The following is a 19829-nucleotide window of genomic DNA, read 5'->3' as shown; positions in this document are numbered from 1 at the left end:
GCCAACGCGTGGCATGCAGACAAGAAAAAGCCCGGTCGAACCGGGCTTTTTGCTGGGCGCGGCGGAAGGGCCGGTCAGCCCTTCACTTCGAGCTGGTTGTTCACCGACTTCACGCCCTGCACGGCCTTGGCGATCTCCTCGGCGCGCGACTTGGCGGCGGCCGTCGGTGCCGGGCCCTTGAGGCTCACGGCGCCGCCCTTGGTGTCGACGTCGATCTTGATCGCGCTCAGGTCCGGGTCCTTGGCCAGGCCGGCCGAGACCGAGGCGGTGATCGCGGCGTCGTCGACCGTGGCGGTCACGGCGGCGGTGGCGTCCTTGGCGGCTTCCTTCACATCGGCGGTGGCGCCGGCCATGCCGGTCTTGGCGTCGGCCGCGGCCTGTTCGGTCTTGGCCTTGGCATCGGAGGCCGCCTGCTCGGTCTTGGCGACGGCGCTGTCGAGCTTCTCACCGGCGGTCTGGTTGCCCGGCTTGTCGCAGGCGGCCAGGGTCAGCGCGGCGCCGGCTGCGAGCACGGCGAGCCAGGTGCGCGAGGTGGCAAAGGGAGCGAGGGAACGGTTCGACGTTGTCATGGGAAATCCTCCTGCGGTCGGAATGGGTGCATGGACCGGCTTGGTCCACGCCAGTCAATCTAGTCCCCACCGCCCGCGCCCGGGTGTCGCCGCAGGCCCGAAGCGCTGTAGGACAAGCAAGCGACGGCAGGCGGCTCAGGCGCTGACGATCCAGCCTTCGAGCGGGTCCATGGCCCCCGGCAATCCATAGCCCGGCCCGGGGCTATCGGCGCGCTGGCGGGCCCAAGCGGCCTGCAGCAGGCACAGCACGGCGTCGAGTTCATCGCCCTTAGCGTCGGCGCGCAGCCCGTCGCGCTGCGCGGCCGTGAGTTGGAGGCGCAGGCCGAGCCGCGTGCGCCCGGCTTCCAGCGCGGCCAGCAGGTCGGTGCGCGCGGCCTCGCGTTCGGGCGACTGGCGCGCGAGGTCGTCGCTCTTGTAGCTGCGCCGGCCGATCAGCTCGCGGGCCAGCAGGCCGGGATACGCCTCCAGCGCGATGCGCTCCTTGTGGGTGCCCGCGTGCAGGCCCGGCAAGGTGGCGCCGGCCGCGAGCAGGCGCGGCACGCCAGCGTGCAGCATGTAGGCGACGGGCGGGTTCACCCACTTCATCGACGGGCTCGAGCCCGCCGGCGCATCGGTCGCACGGTGCGCGAACTTGCCGCCGACCGGACGCGCCGCGCAGAAGGCGGCGAAGGTGTCGCGGATCTCGGCGCGGCTCAGGCCGGCGTAGTGGGCGATCAGCGCGTCCCACGCGGTCGGCCACTGCAAGTGCTCGATCAATTCGCGCGGCAGGCCGAAGGGAAAGTCGAAACCGCCGACCCAGGCGGGCGTGCTGCTGTCGAGCCACTGGCCCCAGGCGTCGAGCGTGGCGAAGCGGTGCAGGCTGGTCAGCGTGACGGCGTCCGGGCCGGCCATCTCACCGACGGCCACGACGATGGGTTTGCGGGCGGTCGGTGCGCTCGAGAAATCGCAGCCGAAGAGCATCGCCCGCCTTCGGTCAACCCAGTGCGAGCGCGATCACGCCGGCCGCGATGAACAGCGCACCCAGCAACCGCAGCATGCGGTCGCCTTCGCGCAGCAGGTGCCCGCCGATCAGCGCGGCGAACAGCATCGACACCTCGCGCGCCGGCGCGACGTGCGAGATGGGCGCCTGCTGCACCGCGTACAGCACCAGCACGTACGAGATGGGGCTGATCGCCGCCACCAGCAGCGCGTACTTCCACTGCTCACGCCACATGCGCGCGGTGGTCGCGCGGTCCTGCAGCGCGGCGGGCAGCAGCAGCACGAGGCGCACGAAGTTGCTCATGTAGTCGAGCAGGATCGGCGACATCGCGAGGAACTTGACGGCGTAGCTGTCGGTGACCGTGTAGGCCGCGATGAAGGCGCCGGTCAACACGCCGTAGCGCATGCCCTTTTGCACGCGCTCGCGCTGCACCGGGTCATGCTTCTTGTGAAAAAGGCGCGGGCCGCCGGCCACCAGGAACACGCCGAGCACCACGCCGAAGATGCCGGCCACGCCGACGAGGCTGATCTTCTCGCCCAGGAACAGGATCGCGACCAGCGACGACAGCAGCGGCCCCGAGCCGCGCGCCAGCGGGTAGACCACCGTGAGATCGGACTTGCGGTAGCCGCGCAGCAGCACGACGTAGTAGAAGACGTGCAGCACGCCGCTCAGCACGATGAAGGCCCACTCCTTCGTGCCCCAGGTCGGCACGACGCTCCAGCCGAGCGTGATGCCCACGGGCGCCCACACCACGGCCATGAACACGCCGCTCTGGAACGCGAAGCGCGAATCGCCGTTCGCCTTCTTGGCGGCGATGTTCCAGCTGGCGTGGATGACTCCAGCCAGCAGGATCAGTGCGAAAGCGGAAAGGGGCACCCCGGTCGAACCGGGATCAGTGGCGGCCGACGATGGCCGCGGTGGCCATCAGTTCTTCGAGCAGCGCGAGCGAGACCTTGCCCGAGACCTTGTACGGGTCGAGCTCGGGCTTCTCGGAGTACTTCAGCAGCGTCGAGGCGTTGAGCTTGGAGAGGTTGACCTGCCCCATCGTCCAGCCGCCGAAACGGCGCTCGGAGATTTCTTCGTAGTGCAGCAGCACCACGTCCTTGTGGCGCGGATCGCGCTGGATGTGGCCGTAGAGATCGCTGATGGCGTCGCGCCCGCCCTCGATCGCCTGCAGGAAGGTGCCGGCGCCGTAGCAGAGGATGCCGGTGATGCCGCAGGCCGGATTGTGCGTGCGCGATTTCGCGAGGATCGCCTCGATGGCCTCGGGGCTGGTATCGACGGCGCGACTGGCATAGAGAAGTCGGACCAGCATGGCTCAGCTCTTTCGTGGCAGGAGGGAGAGGAATTCGCGACGCAGGCTCGGGTCTTTCAGGAACACGCCGCGCATGACGGAGTTGATCATCTTGCTGTCCATTTCCTTCACGCCGCGCCAAGCCATGCAGAAGTGCTCGGCCTCCATGACCAGCGCCAGGCCGTCGGGCTGCGTCTTTTCCTGGATCAGGTCGGCCAGCTGCACCACGGCTTCTTCCTGGATCTGCGGACGGCCCATGACCCATTCGGCCAGGCGCGCGTACTTCGACAGGCCGATCACGTTCGTGTGCTCGTTGGGCATCACGCCGATCCACAGCTTGCCGATGATCGGGCAGAAGTGGTGCGAGCAGGCGCTGCGCACGGTGATCGGGCCGACGATCATCAGCTCGTTCAGGTGCTCGGCGTTGGGAAACTCGGTGAGCGGAGGTGCCGGCACGTAGCGGCCGCGAAACACCTCGTTGAGGTACATCTTGGCCACGCGGCGCGCGGTGTTGTCGGTGTTGTGGTCGTTCTCGACGTCGATGACCAGGCTCTCGAGCACGCCCTTCATCTTGACCTCGACCTCGTCGAGCAGCGACTCCAGTTCGCCCGGCTGGATGAACTCGGCGATGTTGTCGTTGGCGTTGAAACGCTTGCGCGCTGCATTCAGTCGCTCGCGGATCTTGACGGAGACGGGGGTGCCCTCGTCATCGTCTTTTCGATCGGGAAGCGGTTCGACGTCGGTTTTCCTCAGCATGGCGGGGATCGTACCAGTGAATGGCCCCAGGGGATTCGGGCTGCAACGCCCGCCCCTTCTCGGAGCAATGCTATCAATTAGGTAGCGCGAAGTCGGCTACCAGCGGAAGGTGGTCGGACATGCGGGCCCAGATGGGACCCCGCGGCACGTTGCAGGCCAGCGGTTCGAGCTGGCGGCCGTAGACGAAATCGAGCTGCGTCACGGGCAGGCGCGACGGGTATGTGAGCGTGCGCGGGCCGCGCAGGTCACTGGTGTCGCGCAGGCCCATGGCGTTCATGGCGTAGCGCATGCGCGCGCCCCAGTCGTTGAAATCGCCGGCCACCACCACGGCCTCGTCGGCCGGCACCTCGCGCTCGATGAACTCGCGCAGCCGGGCCACCTGCCGCACGCGACTGCCCTTGATGAGCCCCAGGTGCACCACGATGGCGTGCACCCGGCGCCCTTCCACGTCGATCACGGCATGCAGCAGGCCGCGCTGCTCGAAGCGGTGGTCGGAGATGTCCTGGTGGCCGGTGCGGATCACCGGCCAGCGCGTGAGCAGCGCGTTGCCGTGCTCGCCATGGCGCGTGACGGCGTTGGTCTCGTAGACGGCCGTGTAGCCCTCGGGCGCCAGAAAGTCGGCCTGCGGCAGCTCGGGCCAGCGCGGAAAGCGTGCAGCGGCCTGGCGGTTCATCTTGCGCACTTCCTGCAGGCAGACGATGTCGGCATCGAGCTGCTCGATGGCATGGCCCAGGTTGTGGATTTCGAGCCGACGCGCCGGCCCGATCCCCTGCACACCCTTGTGGATGTTGTAGGTCGCGACCCGGAGGTTCTGCGTTGCTGCTGCTGCGGCGGCCGGTGGGTTCATCGCGCAAATTCTGGCAGCAACAGAATGGCTTCGGCGTTCGACGGGGAAAAGCAGGCGTCCGCCGCCTCGTGGTACGGCAGCCATTGCCAGTCGGTGTGCTCGCGCGGATCGAGCCGGGGTGTCAGGCGCTCGGGCACGCACAGGCCGAACAGGTGCTCGGTGTTGTGGGTGATGCCGGGTTCGTAGCGCGCGCGCCAGCCGGGGTAGATCTCGTAGACGTTGCGCAGCTGCCAATCGACCAGTTGCGACGCCAGCGGCGTGCCCTCGCCGCACTGAATGCCGGTTTCCTCGGCGACCTCGCGGGCGGCCGTGAGCGCCAACGGCTCGTCGAGGGCGTCCTTGCTGCCGGTGACCGATTGCCAGAACTCGTGGGCGTCGGCGCGCCGGATCAGCAGCACGTCGAGCGCGGGCGTGTGGATCACGACCAGCACCGATTCGGGGATCTTGAAGGGCTTCACAGCAGTGTTCGGTCAGACGCCGCTGATGATCGCGTCGAGCGCAGCCACCAGGTCATTCGAAGCGATGCGCACATTGCCTTTCGCGGTACCCAGATCCTTCACCCGAAAGGGCGCGGTCATCTGGGGCAGCGCAAAGAAGGTCTCGCCGTCCCATTGGACCGGCGGACACAGCCGGCGCGGCGCCTTGGCCGGCAGGTACTTCTGGGTGGTCAGCGGCATGACCAAGCGCGTCGGCAACACGCCGAGCAGGTCGCTTTGCATGTCGACGCACCACGGAAATGCAGCGCGCTGGGCCTTGTCGGGATTGGCGTAGATATCGAATTGCGCCACGGGTGCCTACCAGGGGCGAAAGTTTTCGCCGAAGACACCGTGCGTCTCGACCAGCTCGTTCTGCGCGGCAATCCAGTCCTTGTATTCCTCGTTGAACTCACGCTTGCGCTGCGCCATCGACTTCTGCTTCTCCAGCGCCTCGAGTTCCGCAAAACGCGCCGCAGAAACAAGAACGACCGCCACGCGGTCGTTCTTCATCACATGCACCGGCTCGCGCTCGGCCTGGCTGAGGTAGTAGCCGAATCGGTTCTTGGCTTCGGTGGCAGTGATCTGCATGGTTGGCTCCGGGGAGTGATTAGCCATTTTAGCCAATCACCCTGCCCGTGCCTACCGGCCGGCCTCAGGCTGCCGCTTGCGGCGTGTTGCGCAGCTTGATGTGCAGTTCGCGCAGCTGCTTCTCGTCGACCGGGCTCGGCGCCTGCGTCAGCAGGTCTTGCGCGCGCTGGGTCTTGGGGAAGGCGATCACGTCGCGGATCGACTCGGCGCCGGTCATGAGCATGACGAGGCGGTCCAGGCCGATGGCGATGCCGCCGTGCGGCGGGGCGCCGTACTGCAGAGCGTCCAGCAGGAAGCCGAACTTGAGCTGCGCGTCTTCGGCGCTGATCTTGAGCGCGCGGAACACCTTGCTCTGCACTTCCTCGCGGTGGATACGCACCGAACCGCCGCCCATCTCGATGCCGTTGAGCACCATGTCGTAGGCCTTGGCGATGCACTTCTCGGGCGCGGTGTCCATGAGGTCTTCATGGCCGTCCTTCGGTGCGGTGAACGGGTGGTGCACGGCGCTCCAGCGCTGGCCTTCCTCGTCGAACTCGAACATCGGGAAGTCGACCACCCACAGCGGTGCCCAACGGTCGTCGAACAGGCCGGCCTTCTTGCCGAAGGCGCTGTGGCCGATCTTCACGCGCAGCGCGCCGATGGCGTCGTTGACGACCTTTTCCTTGTCGGCGCCGAAGAACAGGATGTCGCCGTTGCGCGCGCCCGTGCGGGCGATGATCTCGGCCAGCGTGGCGTCGTCCAGGTTCTTGACGATCGGGCTTTGCAGGCCGTCGCGGCCGGCGGCGGCGTCGTTGACCTTGATGTAGGCCAGGCCCTTGGCGCCGTAGATCTTCACGAACTCCTGGTACGCATCGATCTCGCCGCGCGACAGGCCGCCCTCGGCACCGCCGCCGGGCACGCGCAGCGCGACCACGCGGCCGCCGGCCATGGTGGCGGCGTTGGAGAACACCTTGAACTCGACGCGCTTCATCAGCTCCGTGAGTTCGGTGAACTCGAGCTTCACGCGCAGGTCAGGCTTGTCCGAGCCGTACTTGAACATCGCGTCGGCGTAGCTCATGGTCGGGAACACCGGCAGGTCGATGTCCGCGGCGTTGCGGAACACGTTGCGGATCATGCCTTCGAACATCTCGCGGATTTCCTCTTCGGCGAGGAAGGAGGTCTCGATGTCGATCTGCGTGAATTCAGGCTGGCGGTCGGCGCGCAGGTCTTCGTCGCGGAAGCACTTCACGATCTGGTAGTAGCGGTCGTAGCCGGCCACCATCAGCAGCTGCTTGAACAGCTGGGGCGACTGCGGCAGCGCGAAGAAGCTGCCGTCGTGCACGCGGCTGGGCACGAGGTAGTCGCGCGCGCCTTCGGGCGTGGACTTGCCGAGCATCGGCGTCTCGATGTCGATGAAGCCGTTGGCATCGAGGAACTTGCGCGTTTCCATCGTCACCTTGTAGCGCAGCATCATGTTGCGCTGCATGGCCGGGCGGCGCAGGTCGAGCACGCGGTGCGTGAGGCGGGTGGTTTCCGACAGGTTGTCGTCGTCCAGCAGGAACGGGGGCGTGACCGAGGGGTTCAGCACCTTCAGTTCGTGGCACAGCACTTCGATCTTGCCGCTCTTGAGGCTGTCGTTGGTCGTGCCTTCGGGGCGCGCGCGCACCAGGCCGGTGATCTGCACGCAGAACTCGTTGCGCAGGTTCTCGGCCACGGCGAAGGTCGAGGCGCGGTCGGGGTCGCACACCACCTGCACGTAGCCTTCGCGGTCGCGCACGTCGATGAAGATCACGCCGCCGTGGTCGCGGCGACGGTTGACCCACCCGCACAGGGTGACGGTCTGGCCCAACAGGGCTTCGGTCACAAGACCGCAATAGTGAGTACGCATGGCCATAGAGATGACTTCCGGCGCCGTCGTGGCGCGTTCGTTTTTATGAGTTGGATGGCTTGATCGCCACCGAGGAGGGGCCGCCTGGAACGACCACGCCCATCGAGACGATGTACTTGAGCGCTTCGTCCACGCTCATCTTCAGTTCGACGCAGTCACTGCGCTTGAGCATGACGAAGTAGCCGCCCGTGGGGTTGGGCGTGGTCGGCACGTAGACGCTGAGGAATTCCTCGCTGCCCAGGTACTCGGCCACCTCGTTGCCCGGCGCGCCGGTCACGAAGGCAATGGTCCACACGCTCTCGCGCGGCCACTGGATCAGCACTGCCGTGCGGAATGCGTTGCCGTTCTCGGAGAACAGCGTGTCCGACACCTGCTTGACGCTCGAGTAGATCGAGCGCACGACCGGAATGCGGCGCACCACAGCGTCGCCCCAGCCGAGCAGGCGCTTGCCGACGAAGTTGCTCGCAATGGCACCGACCACCAGCAGGATGGCCAGCGTGAGCAGCACACCGAGCCCGCGGATGTTGTTGTCGTAGAGCCAGCGCTGCCATGCGCCCGGCAGCACCCACAGCGTCTGGTCGAGCGTGTCGATGATCCACTTCAGCACCGCCAGGGTGATGAACAGCGGAACGATCACCAGCAAGCCGGAGAACAACCATTTGCGCAGGGCGGACATGGGAGAGGGTTCCGTCAGTCGCCGCTCTTGGCGGCAGCCGTTGCAGCGGGGGCCGGCGCGGGAGCGGGCGCCGGTGCGGGGCTGGAGGCGGGGGACGAAGAAGAAGCATCGGCCGACTTGGCACCGTCGCCGGACGCAGCGGGCGCTGTGGCGGCCTCGGACTTCTTGCCGCCGCCCTCGCGGAAGTCGGTCACGTACCAGCCCGAGCCCTTGAGCTGGAAGCCGGCGGCCGTGACCTGCTTTTCAAACGCGCTCGCACCGCATTCCGGGCACACCGAGAGCGGCGTGTCCGACATCTTCTGCAGAACGTCCTTGGCAAAGCCGCAGGAACTGCACTTGTAGGCGTAAATGGGCATGGGAAATCGGGGTGGGAATGAGCGACGCAGCTGCCGCTCGCAAAGCCCTCGATTATAGGGGCGCCCCCGCCCGCAGGGGCCGTGGGGGCGCGGCCCAGCCCGCCGTCAGGCCGGCTCGGTCGCCAGGAGGCGGTGCGGCGTGTGAGTGTTCGCTATCCATTGCGGCAGCAGCGAGCCGATGACCATGCCCGCGAACGAGGACAGCACGCCCGCCAGCTGGGCCGGGAAGGCGGTACCCCAGGGCATCGCCATGAACAGCAGCCAGACGCCGATGCCCCCCACGATCGAGGCGATGGCGCCCTGGGTGGTGGCGCGGCGCCAGTACAGGCCGCACACCAGCGGCACGAAGGCCCCCACCAGCGGCACCTGGTAGGCGCCCGAGACCAGTTCGTAGATCGGCGTGCCCTGCATGCGGATCGCGTAGGCCAGCACGGCGGCGCTGAACAGCAGCACCGTGATGCGCATGGTCATCAGGTTCTCGCGGTCGGTGCCGGCGGGACGGAACTGGCGCCAGATGTTCTCGGTGAAGGTGACGCTGGGCGCCAGCAGCGTGGCCGAAGCGGTCGACTTGATGGCCGACAGCAGCGCACCGAAGAACAGCACCTGCATCACGAAGGGCATCTTCTGCAGCACCAGCGTGGGCAGCACCTTCTGCGGATCTTCCTTCAGCAGCACGGCCACCTCCTCCGGCATGATCAGCAGCGCGCTGGCCACGAGGAACATCGGCACGAAGGCGAACAGGATGTAGGCCACGCCGCCGATCACCGGGCCGCGGGTCGCGGCCTTGACGCTGTTGGCCGACATCACGCGCTGGAACACGTCCTGCTGCGGAATGGAGCCCAGCATCATCGTGATGGCCGCGGCAAAGAAGAACACCATGTCGTGCCAGTTGGGCTCGGGCCAGAACTTGAAGAGGTCCTTGCTGACCGCGAAGGCCACCACCTTGTCGGCGCCGCCGGCCATGTCGCCCGCGAACATCGCGATGACCGCGAGGCCGACGACCAGGATGATCATCTGGATGAAGTCGGTCACAGCCACCGACCACATGCCGCCGAACAGCGTGTAGGCCAGGATCGAGACCACGCCGATCACCATGCCCACCGGGATGCTGATGGCGCCGGCCGACAGCACGTTGAACACCAGCCCCAGCGCCGTGACCTGCGCCGACACCCAGCCCAGGTAGCTCAGCATGATGATCAGCGAGCAGGCCACTTCCACGCTGCGGCCGTAGCGCTCGCGGTAGTAGTCGCTGATGGTCAAGAGCGTCATGCGGTACAGCTTGCCCGCGAAGAACAGGCCCACCAGGATCAGGCAGGTGCCCGCGCCGAACGGGTCTTCGACCACGCCGCTCAGGCCGCCCTCGATGAACTTGGCCGGGATGCCGAGCACCGTCTCGGACCCGAACCAGGTCGCGAAGGTGGTCGTGATGATCATGAACAGCGGCAGGTGCCGCCCCGCGATCGCGAAGTCGGTGGTGTTCTTCACCCGTTTGGCCGCATACAGGCCGATGGCGATGGTGACCAGCAGATAGACGATGACCAGCGTCAACAACACGGCGAAACTCCTCCAGCCTCTAGAACAAACGCACGCGCACCAGCACTTGCATGGCGAGCAACCCCAGGACGAATCCGATGCCGCCATAGAGGATGGCCTGCAGCAGCCGGTTGGTGCGCTTCTGCGCGGCCAGCAGCTCCTGCAACTCGCGGCGGTGATCGGGCGGCCGATTTTCCAGGAAATCGTGCAGCAAACGCGGCAATTGCGGCAGCAATTTCGCGTAGCGCGGCGCCTCGGCCCGCAGCTGCTGGAACAGCTTCTTCGGCCCGATCTGGTCGATCATCCACTTCTCGAGGAAGGGCTTGGCCGTGGCCCAGAGGTCGAGCTCGGGGTCGATGCTGCGGCCCAGGCCCTCGATGTTCAGCAGGGTCTTCTGCAGCAGCACCAGCTGCGGCTGGATCTCGACGTGGAAGCGGCGCGAGGTCTGGAACAGGCGCATCAGCACCATGCCCAGCGAAATTTCCTTCAGCGGCCGGTCGAAGTACGGCTCGCACACGGTGCGGATCGCCGCCTCGAGCTCGTCGATGCGCGTGCCCTGCGGCACCCAGCCGCTCTCCAGGTGCAGCTCGGCCACGCGCTTGTAGTCGCGCCGGAAGAAGGCCGCGAAGTTCTGCGCGAGGTACTCCTTGTCGGACTCGGTGAGCGTGCCGATGATGCCGAAGTCGAGCGAGATGTAGCGCCCGAAAGTCTCGGGCGCCAGGCTCACCTGGATGTTGCCCGGGTGCATGTCGGCATGGAAGAAGCCGTCGCGAAACACCTGCGTGAAGAAGATCGTCACGCCGTCGCGCGCGAGCTTCGGAATGTCGACGCCGGCGGCGCGCAGCTTGTCGATCTGCGCAATGGGCACGCCGTTCATGCGCTCCATCACGATCACCTCGGGGTGGCAGAAGTCCCAGAACATCTCGGGGATCAGCACCAGGTCGAGCGAGGCCATGTTGCGGCGCAGCTGCGCAGCGTTGGCAGCCTCGCGCACGAGGTCGAGCTCGTCGTGCAGGTACTTGTCGAACTCGCCGACCACCTCGCGCGGCTTCAGGCGCTTGCCGTCGGGCGAGAGCTTCTCGATCCAGCCGGCCATCATGGCCATGAGGGCCAGGTCCTTCTCGATCACGCCGCGCATGTTGGGGCGCAGCACCTTCACCGCCACGTCGCGGATCTCGCCCTGGTTGGTGCGGATGGTCGCGAAGTGCACCTGCGCGATCGAGGCGCTGGCGATGGGCGTTTCGTCGAACTGCACGAACACGTCGCTCACCGGGCGGCGGAAGGCGCGCTCGATGGTCGCGACCGCCACCGCCGAGGGGAACGGCGGCACGCGGTCCTGCAGGAAGGCGAGCTCGTCGGCGATGTCGGGCGGCAGCAGGTCGCGCCGCGTGGACAGCACCTGGCCGAACTTCACGAAGATGGGGCCCAGCCGCTCCAGCGCCTCGCGCAGGCGCTGGCCGCGCGGCGCGTCGAGGTTGCGTCCGATGGAGACGATGCGTGCCACCACGCGCAGCCAGGGCTTCTGGAAGCTCGTGAGCACGAGCTCGTCCAGGCCATAGCGCAGTGCGACCCAGACGATGAACAGGCCGCGATAGAAGCGACTCATTCGGCGTGGCCCGCCGCACCGCCGGCACGGGCCGAGCGGTCGCCGACGAACTGGCGCAGCGCGCCCACCACGCGGCGCACGCCGTTGCCCAGCGTGTGCGCAGGCACGTCACCGATCACGCGGGCCAGATCGTCCTCGACGTCCCAGCGCACGTGGTCGACCAGCCAGTTGACCTCGGCTGCGAGTTGCACGTCGCCGACGATCTGCACGGAAGGCTTGTCGCCGCGCAGCGTGGCGCGGGCGATGTCGAAGGGAGAGTCATCGATCACGGTGAGCGTGAGTTCGGGCGTAGAGCCGGCAGGTGCCAGGTCGAGCAGGCCGGCCGGCGTGGCCACCAGCTCCATCGTCACGAAGCGCCACTGGAAGCGCACCACCCTGCCCTGCTGGCGCAGCAGCCGCTGCTGCCCTTCGGGTTCCTGCTGCAGCACGTGGTTCAGGAACAGGACCGCGCGGTGCTGGATCTCGTGGACGGCCCAGGCCGGCGGTTGCAGGCGTTCGCCGATGCGGTTGAACAGGTCGCCGAGCAAAGAAAAAGGGGACGATGGTGTAGCCATGGTCCCCATTATCCCGTCAGTGCTACGGCCGGGTGACGGCCGTGGCTCAGGTTTTTGTCACTGCAGCGCTTGCACGCCTGCGACGAGCCAGCCGGCGCTGCCGGTCTTGGTCATGTTCCAGACTTCGCGGAACGGGGCCGGGCCCGCCGAGGCGTCTTCGCGGATCATGCCGGAGAACTCCACGCTCGCCATGTAGGCGTCGGGCAGCTCTTCGATGCCCAGCAGCTTGGCGTCGAGCATCACGACCTCGGTCTTGTTGAGCGCACCGCCCGTGTGGCTGGCGCGATCGGCCAGCTGCGTGCGGATCTCCTCGACCATGCTGTCGGTCATCATGGAACGCAGCATCGACACGTCGGCGCGGTCCCAGGCGTCTTGCAGGGTCACGAAGTTGCGCTTGGCGGCGGTGAGGAAGCCGTCGGCATCGAAGCCCGCGGGGATGCCCCAGGACTGCGAACCGGCCAGTGCCGAACCTATCATGCTGCCGCCGGCTGCGGCACCCGCGGCCGAGAGGCTGCTGCCGTGCGATGCCGGTGCGGCATCGAACGCCGTGGCGTTGCGCTCCCACGGCCGTGCCGAGGCGTCGTTGCCGACGTTGGCCGGGCTGTACTGTGCCGGTGCGCGTGCATCGGCGGGGCTGCCGGCGCCCTGGAAGGCGAAAGCACCCTGGCGGTTGGCGTTGCCCGACGACGCGGCCGAGCGCGCCTTGAAGATGCGCCACACCGCGAGCGCAGCGAAAGCCAGCAGCGCGATCAGCAGGATGTTGGCGAAGCCGGCACCCAGGCCCAGCGAATTCGCGAGCCATGCCAGGCCCAGGCCGGCAGCGAGACCGCCGAGCATCGCGCCCCACGGACGCTTCGGTGCAGCGGCGGCGGGCGTTGCGGGCTTGGGCGCCGCATTGGTCGCGTTCTGCTGCGCGGGGGCCGCGGGCTGCGTGGCCTGGCGCTGCGTCACGTTGGACGACTGGCGACCGACGGACTTGCCGCCACCCATGCGAGCAGCTTCCGCCTGAACGCTCACCAGCACCAGTGCTGCTGCCAAGAACAAAGAACCCAAACTCTTCATGCCGTCTCCTCTTGAGCGAAAAATTCGCGTCGTCATCGTGATCAACACTTGATTCCAACATGGAGGGCAGCAATTCCCCCCGTCATGTTGTGATAGTCCACATGTCCGAAACCGCCCTCTTTCATGAGGGTCTTGAGCTCCTCTTGCGAGGGATGCATCCGGATCGATTCGGCCAAGTAGCGGTAGCTCGCATCGTCGCCGGCCACGAGCTTGCCCAGGCGCGGCAGCACGTTGAACGAATACCAGTCGTAGGCCTTCGTGAGCGGCTTGGCGACCTTCGAGAACTCGAGCACCAGCAGCTTGCCGCGCGGCTTGAGCACGCGGTTCATCTCCTTGAGGGCAACGTCCTTGTGCGTCATGTTGCGCAGGCCGAAGGCCACGGTGACCACGTCGAAGTGGTCGTCGGGAAAGGGCAGCTTCTCGGCGTCGCAGACCGTGGTGGGCAGCACCACGCCGGCGTCGAGCAGGCGGTTGCGGCCGGTGCGCAGCATGGCTTCGTTGATGTCGGTGTGGACCACCTGACCCGTGGCGCCGACCTTCTTCGAGAAGGCGAGCGCGAGGTCGCCGGTGCCGCCCGCGATGTCGAGCACGCGCGAGCCTTCGCCCACGTTCGCGACCATCACGGTGTAGGCCTTCCAGGCCCGGTGCAGGCCGGCCGACATCAGGTCGTTCATGATGTCGTAGCGCGAGGCCACCGAGTCGAAGACGCCGCGAACGCGTTGTGCCTTCTCGCTTTCGTCGACTTTCTCGAAGCCGAAGTGGGTTGTACTCATGCGCTGGATGTTAGGCCGGAAGGCATTCCTTCAAGGCGACGACCCCGCGGGCACGGCGGACATTTGTTGCTTTTTCCTCCAACGGAGGGCCGCCGCAACGCGCGTCTTTGCTATCTGTAAGGCTATCTTTTCAATAGCAACAGGGTATGTTTACCCTCGGTTCCGACGGCTCTCAGTGGCTGCTGCAGGCGTGGCCGCCCTTGTCGGCCATCGGGGCGTCGCGGTCCACGCCGGCTGCGGCCAGGCGCCGCTCGTAGTCAGCCCACAGTTCGGCCTGCCGGGCGCCCAGGTCATAGAGCAGGCTCCAGGTGTAGATGCCGGAGTTGTGGCCGTCGCTGAAGGCCGGCTGCACGGCGTAGTTGCCGACCGGCTCGAGCCCGACCAGGTCGACGTCGCGCTTGCCGGTCTGCAGCACCTCCTGCCCCGGGCCGTGGCCCTGCACCTCGGCCGACGGCGAGTAGATGCGCATCAGCTCGAAGGGGATGCGGAAGGTGGCGCCGTCCGAGAAGCCGACCTCGAGCACGCGCGATTGGCCATGCACGGTGATCGATTGGGGTGTCGGCGCGCCGGCTTGCAAACCTGCCATGGGGAATCCGTTCGGAAGAAGAGAAAAGAGAAAAGGGAGAGGACTCGCGCAGTATGCCGCGCGCTGCGCGCCAGCGTGTCGGCCGCCTGCGCTTAGCATCGCTGCATGCCGTCACGCACACGCTCTCCCCTCCTCCTGTCGCGTCCGAACCGGGCCGCCCTCGTCCTCTGCGCCGCGCTCGCGGGCGCCGCCCTCGCCCCACCCGCCCATGCCTTCTGGGGCCTGATCGGCAAGGCGGCAGGCAAGGCTGCAACCGCCGGCAAGGCGGCCGGCGTGGCGGGCAAGGGCGCGGCGGTCGGCGCCGGTGCAGTGGCGGCCGAAGGCGCGACCGGCGTGGCCGCCAAGGGCGCGATGGCGCTGGGCGACGACGCCGCGCATGCCGCCCAGGCCGGCTCGCGCGGCTTCGGCGGCGCGCATGAACTGAGCACCGTGAACGCCGCGCTGCCACCCGAGGTCGCGGCCTACCTTGCCAAGCCGGCGAAGGAGCTCACGCCCAAGGACACGTCGTTCATGATGGACAGCTACCGGCAGATGGTCGAGCGCACCGGCAAGAGCGGCGACTTCACCGCCGTCGAGCGCATGCCGACCTCGGCGGGCACCGCACGCACGCTGCCCGCGGAGCCGGTCAAGGCTGCAGCAACACCGCAGTCGACGAGCACTGCAGCAACCGCGTCACCCGGCAGCTCGGGCGCACTGCCCTTCCACGCGGTGCGCCTGCTGGCCCACGCCGCACATGCGGGTAACAAGAGCGCGCAGGCCGAGCTCGATCGCGTGTGCAGGGATGGCAGCGTGGCCTCGAAGCGCTTCTCGAAGGAAACGCGCGCCACGCCGGAATTCAAACAGGCCTGCGCGGACCGCAAGGCAGGCAGCGCGACGCGCACCGCCGCGGCCAACTAAGAAGAAGCGAAGGCCTCAGGCCAGCGACGCGAGCCGGCGGACCATGTCGGCCTCCGCCTGCGGCAGCAGCGCCTGCACGGCGGCCAGCCGCTCGGCTGGCGCGGTCCGTTGCACGGCAGCCCAGACCGAACCGGGGAAATGGCTGTCCCAGTCGAAGCGCGCAATCACGTGCCAGTGCAGGTGCGCCACCATGTTGCCGAGCGCGGCGATGTTGAGCTTGGTGGGCGCCAGCGCGTCGCGCAGGCATTGCTCCACGCGCACCACGGCCTCCATGCACAGCACGCGGTCGGCCGCGTCGAGGTCGGAGAACTCCGCCGCATGGTCGCGCCACACCACGCGGTAGAAGGCCGGAAAGCCTTCTTCCTGCGCATGGATGACGCGCAGCTTCGCGCCTTCGAACACGACACGCCCGCCGGGCGCATCGCACAGCGGGCAACCCGCCACCGCCGTCATACGAGCACCCGCTCGATGCCGCCCTGGTTGGCGGCCGCCACGTAGTTCGGCATCCAGTCGTCGCCGAGCAGCTTGTTGGCCATCTCGACCACGATGTAGTCGGCTTCGAGCAGGCCGTTGTTCAGGTCGTTGCCGTAGCGCGAGAGGCCTTGCAGGCAGCTCGGGCAGCTGGTGAGGATCTTCACGTTGTCGGTCGCGCCGACGTTGCCGCTCTCGCGCAGCGCGGCCTCGCCCTTCTTCAGCTCTTCTTCCTTGCGGAAGCGGATCTGCGTCGAGATGTCGGGCCGCGACACGCCCAGCGTGCCCGACTCGCCGCAGCAGCGGTCGTTCTTGAGCACGTTGTCGCCGACCAGCGCCTTCACGGTCTTCATCGGGTCCTGCTGCTTCATCGGCGAATGGCAGGGGTCGTGGTACAGGTAGCCGCCACCGCCCGCATCGGCCAGGGTGATGCCCTTTTCGAGCAGGTACTCGTGGATGTCGATGATCCGGCAGCCCGGGAAGATCTTGTCGAACTGGTAGCCCTGCAACTGGTCGTAGCAGGTGCCGCAGCTCACCACCACCGTCTTGATGTCGAGGTAGTTGAGCGTGTTGGCGACGCGGTGGAAGAGCACGCGGTTGTCCGTGATCATCTTCTCGGCCTTGTCGAACTGGCCGCTGCCGCGCTGCGGGTAGCCGCAGCACAGGTAGCCCGGCGGCAACACCGTCTGCACGCCCGCATGCCAGAGCATCGCCTGCGTGGCCAGGCCGACCTGCGAGAACAGCCGCTCCGAGCCGCAGCCCGGGAAGTAGAAGACCGCCTCGGTTTCCGAGCTGGTCGTCTTCGGGTTGCGGATGATCGGCACGTAGTCCGCATCTTCGATGTCGAGCAGCGCGCGTGCCGTCTTCTTCGGCAGGTTGCCCGGCATCTTCTTGTTGATGAAGTGGATCACCTGCTCCTTGATGGGCGCAGGCCCCAGCGTGGCCGGCGGCGCGCCGGTCTGCTTCTTCGCAAGGCCGCGCAGCAGGTCGTTGGCCATGCGCTGCGCCTTGAAGCCGATGCCCACCATGCCCGCGCGCACCGCCTTGATGGTCTGCGGGTTGGTCGCGTTCAGGAAGAACATCGCGGCCGCGTTGCCGGGGCGGAAGCTCTTCTGGCCCATCTTGCGCAGCAGGTTGCGCATGTTCATCGACACATCGCCGAAGTCGATCTTCACGGGACACGGCGTGAGGCACTTGTGGCACACGGTGCAGTGGTCGGCCACGTCCTCGAACTCTTCCCAGTGCTTGATGCTGATGCCGCGCCGCGTCTGCTCCTCGTAAAGGAAGGCCTCGACCAGCAGCGAGGTCGCGAGGATCTTGTTGCGCGGGCTGTAGAGCAGGTTGGCGCGCGGCACGTGCGTGGCGCACACCGGCTTGCACTTGCCGCAGCGCAGGCAGTCCTTCACGCTGTCGGCGATGGCGCCGATGTCGCTCTGCTGCATGATCAGCGACTCGTGCCCCATGAGGCCGAAGCTCGGCGTGTAGGCGTTGGTCAGGTCGGCGTGCAGGGTCTGCGCTTGCCCGGCGGGCGCGCGCAGCAGCTTGCCCTTGTTGAAGCGGCCCTCGGGGTCGACCCGGGCCTTGTACTCGGTGAAGGGGCGCAGCTCTTCATCGGTGAGGAACTCGAGCTTGGTGATACCGATGCCGTGCTCGCCGGAGATCACGCCGTCGAGGCTGCGTGCCAGCGCCATGATGCGCACCACCGCGGCATGCGCGGTCTGCAGCATCTCGTAGTTGTCGCTGTTGACGGGCAGGTTGGTGTGCACGTTGCCGTCGCCCGCGTGCATGTGCAGCGCGACCCACACGCGGCCCTTGAGCACCTGCTTGTGGATGGCGGTGCACTCGGCCAGGATCGGCCCGAACTCGGCGCCCGAAAAAATCTCCTGCAGCGGCTGGCGCAGCTGGGTCTTCCAGCTCGCGCGCAGCGTGTGGTCCTGCAGCTGCGGGAACAGCGTGTCGACGTTCTCGAGCCAGCCGGCCCACAGCGCGCGCACCTCGTGCACCAGCGCCACGGCCTGTGCCACGCGGTCTTCCAGCAGCTCGGCCGCGGGAATCTCGTGCGCGTCGTCGGTCTTGCCCAGCGGCAGGTTGCCGCGCGTGAGGAAGGCTTCGAGCGCGTCGGTGAGCGCCAGCTTGTTCTGCAGCGACAGCTCGATGTTGATGCGCTCGATGCCGTCGCTGTACTCGGCCATGCGCGGCAGTGGGATCACCACGTCTTCGTTGATCTTGAAGGCGTTGGTGTGCTTGCTGATGGCGGCCGTGCGCTTGCGGTCGAGCCAGAATTTCTTGCGTGCCTCGGGGCTGATGGCAATGAAGCCTTCGCCGCTGCGCGAGTTGGCGATGCGCACCACCTCGGAGGTGACACGCGCCACCGCGTCGGCGTCGTCGCCGGCGATGTCGCCGAACAGCACCATCTTGGGCAGGCCGCCGTGCTTCTTCGACTTGGTGGCGTAGCCCACGGCCTTGAGGTAGCGGTCGTCCAGGTGCTCGAGGCCGGCCAGCAGCACGCCCGAGCGCTTCTGCTCGGCGAACATGAAGTCCTTGATCTCGACGATGCTGGGCACGGCGTCCTTGGCGTTGCCGAAGAACTCGAGGCACACGGTGCGCGTGTGCGCCGGCATCTTGTGCACCACCCAGCGGCAGCTGGTGATGAGGCCGTCGCAGCCTTCTTTCTGGATGCCCGGCAGGCCCGAGAGGAACTTGTCGGTCACGTCCTTGCCCAGGCCTTCCTTGCGGAAGGTGCGGCCCGGGATGTCGAGGCGCTCGGTGCGCAGTTTCGTCTTGCCGTCGGCGGCGTAGTACTGCAGCTCGAACACGGCGCTCTCGGCGTCGTGGATCTTGCCCAGGTTGTGGCCGATGCGGGTCACTTCGAGCCATTCGGCCTGCGGCGTGACCATGCGCCACGAGGCGAGGTTGTCCAGCGCCGTGCCCCAGAGCACGGCCTTCTTGCCGCCGGCGTTCATGGCGACGTTGCCGCCGACGCACGAGGCCTCGGCGGAGGTCGGGTCGACCGCGAACACGAAGCCCGCGCGCTCGGCCGCGTCGGCCACGCGCTGCGTGACCACGCCGGCCTCGGTCCAGATGGTGGGCACGGGGTGGTCGAGGCCGGGCATCGACACGTGCTCGACCTCGGTCATGGCCTCGAGCTTCTCGGTGTTGATGACCACGCTCTTCCAGGTCAGCGGGATCGCTCCGCCGGTGTAGCCGGTGCCGCCCCCGCGCGGAATGATGGTCAGGCCCAGCTCGATGCAGCCCTTGACCAAAAGCGCCATCTCGGCCTCGGTGTCCGGGCACAGCACGACGAAGGGGTACTCGACGCGCCAGTCGGTGGCGTCGGTCACGTGCGACACCCGCGAGAGGCCGTCGAACTTGATGTTGTCCTTGGCCGTGAGCCGGCCCAGCACGCGGGTGGCCTTGCGGCGCAGCGCGGCGACGTCGCGGAAGGTGTCGTCGAAAGCGGCGACGGCCTGGCTGACCAGGCCGGTGAGCTCGCCCACCAGCTGGTCGCGCGGCAGGTCGCTGTCGGGGGTGCGGCGCTTCTGCACCTCGCCCAGGCGGTGGCGCAGGGCGTCGACCAGCTGGCCGCGGCGGCGCGGGTTGTCGAGCAGGTCGTCGACGAGGTAGGGGTTGCGCTGCACCACCCAGATGTCGCCCAGCACCTCGTAGAGCATGCGCGCCGATCGGCCGGTGCGGCGCTCGGCGCGCAAGGTCTGCAGCAGGTCCCAGCCGCGTTCGCCCAGGAGGCGAATCACGATCTCCCGGTCGGAGAAGCTGGTGTAGTTGTAAGGGATCTCGCGCAGTCGTACAGGCTCTGCGGCCTGTGACAACAGCGTATTCAACGCGGTCGGAGCATTCATCGGGTGGGGCCCTTGGCCAGGCGCTGCGCGCCCATGTAGCCGGGGGGTCGATTTTAGGGCAGGCCCCGGGGGCTTTGCCGTG

21 protein-coding genes are annotated in these 19829 nt (G+C 67.4%); 1 reads left to right on the top strand and 20 read right to left on the bottom strand.

What is annotated here, in order from left to right; translation table 11 throughout:
• Positions 1-74: 74 nt before the first annotated feature.
• The 18 genes from AC07OX_RS06950 to AC07OX_RS06865 form a co-directional block, all read right to left on the bottom strand.
• Positions 75-569 (bottom strand): BON domain-containing protein, encoded by a 495-nt coding sequence (locus AC07OX_RS06950; RefSeq protein ID WP_062477068.1) that lies wholly within the window; start codon positions 567-569, stop codon positions 75-77.
• Between the two features lie 135 nt (positions 570-704).
• On the bottom strand, positions 705-1529 hold the full coding sequence (locus AC07OX_RS06945) for a DUF429 domain-containing protein (RefSeq protein WP_495260814.1): 825 nt from the start codon (positions 1527-1529) through the stop codon (positions 705-707).
• Between the two features lie 13 nt (positions 1530-1542).
• Positions 1543-2424 carry a DMT family transporter gene (locus tag AC07OX_RS06940; RefSeq protein WP_495260815.1) on the bottom strand — a complete coding sequence of 294 codons (882 nt, stop codon included), beginning with the start codon at positions 2422-2424 and terminating at the stop codon, positions 1543-1545.
• A 16-nt stretch (positions 2425-2440) separates the two neighbouring features.
• Positions 2441-2863, bottom strand: coding sequence for a BLUF domain-containing protein (locus AC07OX_RS06935; RefSeq protein WP_062477059.1), 423 nt, complete (start codon positions 2861-2863; stop codon positions 2441-2443).
• A gap of 3 nt (positions 2864-2866) precedes the next feature.
• Positions 2867-3598, bottom strand: a complete 732-nt coding sequence (gene folE / locus AC07OX_RS06930) for a GTP cyclohydrolase I (protein WP_062477056.1) — start codon at positions 3596-3598, stop codon at positions 2867-2869.
• A 73-nt stretch (positions 3599-3671) separates the two neighbouring features.
• Positions 3672-4445 carry an endonuclease/exonuclease/phosphatase family protein gene (locus AC07OX_RS06925; RefSeq protein WP_487847824.1) on the bottom strand — a complete coding sequence of 258 codons (774 nt, stop codon included), beginning with the start codon at positions 4443-4445 and terminating at the stop codon, positions 3672-3674.
• Positions 4442-4903 carry a dihydroneopterin triphosphate diphosphatase gene (gene nudB / locus AC07OX_RS06920; RefSeq protein ID WP_495260816.1) on the bottom strand — a complete coding sequence of 154 codons (462 nt, stop codon included), beginning with the start codon at positions 4901-4903 and terminating at the stop codon, positions 4442-4444. The genes AC07OX_RS06925 and nudB overlap by 4 nt, the downstream gene beginning before the upstream one ends.
• A 12-nt stretch (positions 4904-4915) precedes the next feature.
• A complete protein-coding gene (locus tag AC07OX_RS06915; RefSeq protein WP_495260817.1) occupies positions 4916-5233 on the bottom strand; it encodes a CcdB family protein in 318 nt (105 codons plus the stop codon).
• Positions 5234-5239: 6 nt separating this feature from the next.
• The gene (locus AC07OX_RS06910; RefSeq protein WP_307584105.1) at positions 5240-5509 is read right to left on the bottom strand and encodes a type II toxin-antitoxin system prevent-host-death family antitoxin; all 270 of its coding nucleotides are present in this window, start codon (positions 5507-5509) and stop codon (positions 5240-5242) included.
• A 64-nt stretch (positions 5510-5573) separates the two neighbouring features.
• Positions 5574-7382 carry an aspartate--tRNA ligase gene (gene aspS, locus AC07OX_RS06905; protein ID WP_307696262.1) on the bottom strand — a complete coding sequence of 603 codons (1809 nt, stop codon included), beginning with the start codon at positions 7380-7382 and terminating at the stop codon, positions 5574-5576.
• Between the two features lie 37 nt (positions 7383-7419).
• Entirely contained in the window at positions 7420-8052 is a 633-nt protein-coding gene (locus AC07OX_RS06900; protein WP_062477045.1) for a DUF502 domain-containing protein, read from the bottom strand.
• A gap of 14 nt (positions 8053-8066) precedes the next feature.
• Positions 8067-8408 (bottom strand): FmdB family zinc ribbon protein, encoded by a 342-nt coding sequence (locus AC07OX_RS06895; RefSeq protein WP_062477042.1) that lies wholly within the window; start codon positions 8406-8408, stop codon positions 8067-8069.
• Positions 8409-8513: 105 nt separating this feature from the next.
• Complete coding sequence (locus AC07OX_RS06890) at positions 8514-9962, bottom strand: high affinity choline transporter 1 (protein WP_495260818.1); 1449 nt, start codon at positions 9960-9962, stop codon at positions 8514-8516.
• A 19-nt stretch (positions 9963-9981) separates the two neighbouring features.
• A complete protein-coding gene (gene ubiB, locus AC07OX_RS06885; protein ID WP_062477035.1) occupies positions 9982-11547 on the bottom strand; it encodes a ubiquinone biosynthesis regulatory protein kinase UbiB in 1566 nt (521 codons plus the stop codon).
• Positions 11544-12101, bottom strand: a complete 558-nt coding sequence (locus tag AC07OX_RS06880; protein WP_487847827.1) for a ubiquinone biosynthesis accessory factor UbiJ — start codon at positions 12099-12101, stop codon at positions 11544-11546. The genes ubiB and AC07OX_RS06880 overlap by 4 nt, the downstream gene beginning before the upstream one ends.
• A 57-nt stretch (positions 12102-12158) precedes the next feature.
• Positions 12159-13163, bottom strand: a complete 1005-nt coding sequence (locus AC07OX_RS06875) for a Tim44 domain-containing protein (RefSeq protein ID WP_139700159.1) — start codon at positions 13161-13163, stop codon at positions 12159-12161.
• A 41-nt stretch (positions 13164-13204) separates the two neighbouring features.
• Positions 13205-13936, bottom strand: a complete 732-nt coding sequence (gene ubiE, locus AC07OX_RS06870) for a bifunctional demethylmenaquinone methyltransferase/2-methoxy-6-polyprenyl-1,4-benzoquinol methylase UbiE (RefSeq protein ID WP_056578284.1) — start codon at positions 13934-13936, stop codon at positions 13205-13207.
• Positions 13937-14108: 172 nt separating this feature from the next.
• Positions 14109-14522: a gamma-butyrobetaine hydroxylase family protein gene (locus AC07OX_RS06865; RefSeq protein WP_062477026.1), complete on the bottom strand. Its 414-nt coding sequence runs from the start codon at positions 14520-14522 to the stop codon at positions 14109-14111.
• Between the two features lie 105 nt (positions 14523-14627).
• Here AC07OX_RS06865 and AC07OX_RS06860 point away from each other — a divergent pair, with 105 nt between their 5' ends.
• On the top strand, positions 14628-15419 hold the full coding sequence (locus AC07OX_RS06860) for a hypothetical protein (RefSeq protein WP_495260819.1): 792 nt from the start codon (positions 14628-14630) through the stop codon (positions 15417-15419).
• Between the two features lie 15 nt (positions 15420-15434).
• On the opposite strand, the gene AC07OX_RS06855 is transcribed toward AC07OX_RS06860, so the two are convergent.
• Positions 15435-15872 (bottom strand): HIT family protein, encoded by a 438-nt coding sequence (locus AC07OX_RS06855; protein WP_062474473.1) that lies wholly within the window; start codon positions 15870-15872, stop codon positions 15435-15437.
• Positions 15869-19747, bottom strand: coding sequence for a DUF3683 domain-containing protein (locus tag AC07OX_RS06850; protein ID WP_495260820.1), 3879 nt, complete (start codon positions 19745-19747; stop codon positions 15869-15871). The genes AC07OX_RS06855 and AC07OX_RS06850 overlap by 4 nt, the downstream gene beginning before the upstream one ends.
• Between the last annotated feature and the right edge of the window lie 82 nt (positions 19748-19829).

The sequence above is a fragment of the Variovorax sp. GW821-FHT09D07 genome (genome assembly GCF_059416345.1).
The sequence above is the reverse complement of the archived record's forward strand: the minus strand, read 5'-3'. Positions and strand labels throughout refer to the sequence as shown.

What these genes read in the sequence shown, in the direction of transcription:
- AC07OX_RS06950 (WP_062477068.1), bottom strand. Translation starts at nt 569, where the DNA reads ATGACAACGTCGAACCGTTCCCTCGCTCCCTTTGCCACCTCGCGCACC.
- AC07OX_RS06945 (WP_495260814.1), bottom strand. Translation starts at nt 1,529, where the DNA reads ATGCTCTTCGGCTGCGATTTCTCGAGCGCACCGACCGCCCGCAAACCC.
- AC07OX_RS06935 (WP_062477059.1), bottom strand. Translation starts at nt 2,863, where the DNA reads ATGCTGGTCCGACTTCTCTATGCCAGTCGCGCCGTCGATACCAGCCCC.
- folE (WP_062477056.1), bottom strand. Translation starts at nt 3,598, where the DNA reads ATGCTGAGGAAAACCGACGTCGAACCGCTTCCCGATCGAAAAGACGAT.
- AC07OX_RS06925 (WP_487847824.1), bottom strand. Translation starts at nt 4,445, where the DNA reads ATGAACCCACCGGCCGCCGCAGCAGCAGCAACGCAGAACCTCCGGGTC.
- AC07OX_RS06910 (WP_307584105.1), bottom strand. Translation starts at nt 5,509, where the DNA reads ATGCAGATCACTGCCACCGAAGCCAAGAACCGATTCGGCTACTACCTC.
- aspS (WP_307696262.1), bottom strand. Translation starts at nt 7,382, where the DNA reads ATGGCCATGCGTACTCACTATTGCGGTCTTGTGACCGAAGCCCTGTTG.
- AC07OX_RS06900 (WP_062477045.1), bottom strand. Translation starts at nt 8,052, where the DNA reads ATGTCCGCCCTGCGCAAATGGTTGTTCTCCGGCTTGCTGGTGATCGTT.
- AC07OX_RS06895 (WP_062477042.1), bottom strand. Translation starts at nt 8,408, where the DNA reads ATGCCCATTTACGCCTACAAGTGCAGTTCCTGCGGCTTTGCCAAGGAC.
- ubiB (WP_062477035.1), bottom strand. Translation starts at nt 11,547, where the DNA reads ATGAGTCGCTTCTATCGCGGCCTGTTCATCGTCTGGGTCGCACTGCGC.
- AC07OX_RS06880 (WP_487847827.1), bottom strand. Translation starts at nt 12,101, where the DNA reads ATGGCTACACCATCGTCCCCTTTTTCTTTGCTCGGCGACCTGTTCAAC.
- AC07OX_RS06875 (WP_139700159.1), bottom strand. Translation starts at nt 13,163, where the DNA reads ATGAAGAGTTTGGGTTCTTTGTTCTTGGCAGCAGCACTGGTGCTGGTG.
- ubiE (WP_056578284.1), bottom strand. Translation starts at nt 13,936, where the DNA reads ATGAGTACAACCCACTTCGGCTTCGAGAAAGTCGACGAAAGCGAGAAG.
- AC07OX_RS06865 (WP_062477026.1), bottom strand. Translation starts at nt 14,522, where the DNA reads ATGGCAGGTTTGCAAGCCGGCGCGCCGACACCCCAATCGATCACCGTG.
- AC07OX_RS06860 (WP_495260819.1), top strand. Translation starts at nt 14,628, where the DNA reads ATGCCGTCACGCACACGCTCTCCCCTCCTCCTGTCGCGTCCGAACCGG.
- AC07OX_RS06855 (WP_062474473.1), bottom strand. Translation starts at nt 15,872, where the DNA reads ATGACGGCGGTGGCGGGTTGCCCGCTGTGCGATGCGCCCGGCGGGCGT.
- AC07OX_RS06850 (WP_495260820.1), bottom strand. Translation starts at nt 19,747, where the DNA reads ATGAATGCTCCGACCGCGTTGAATACGCTGTTGTCACAGGCCGCAGAG.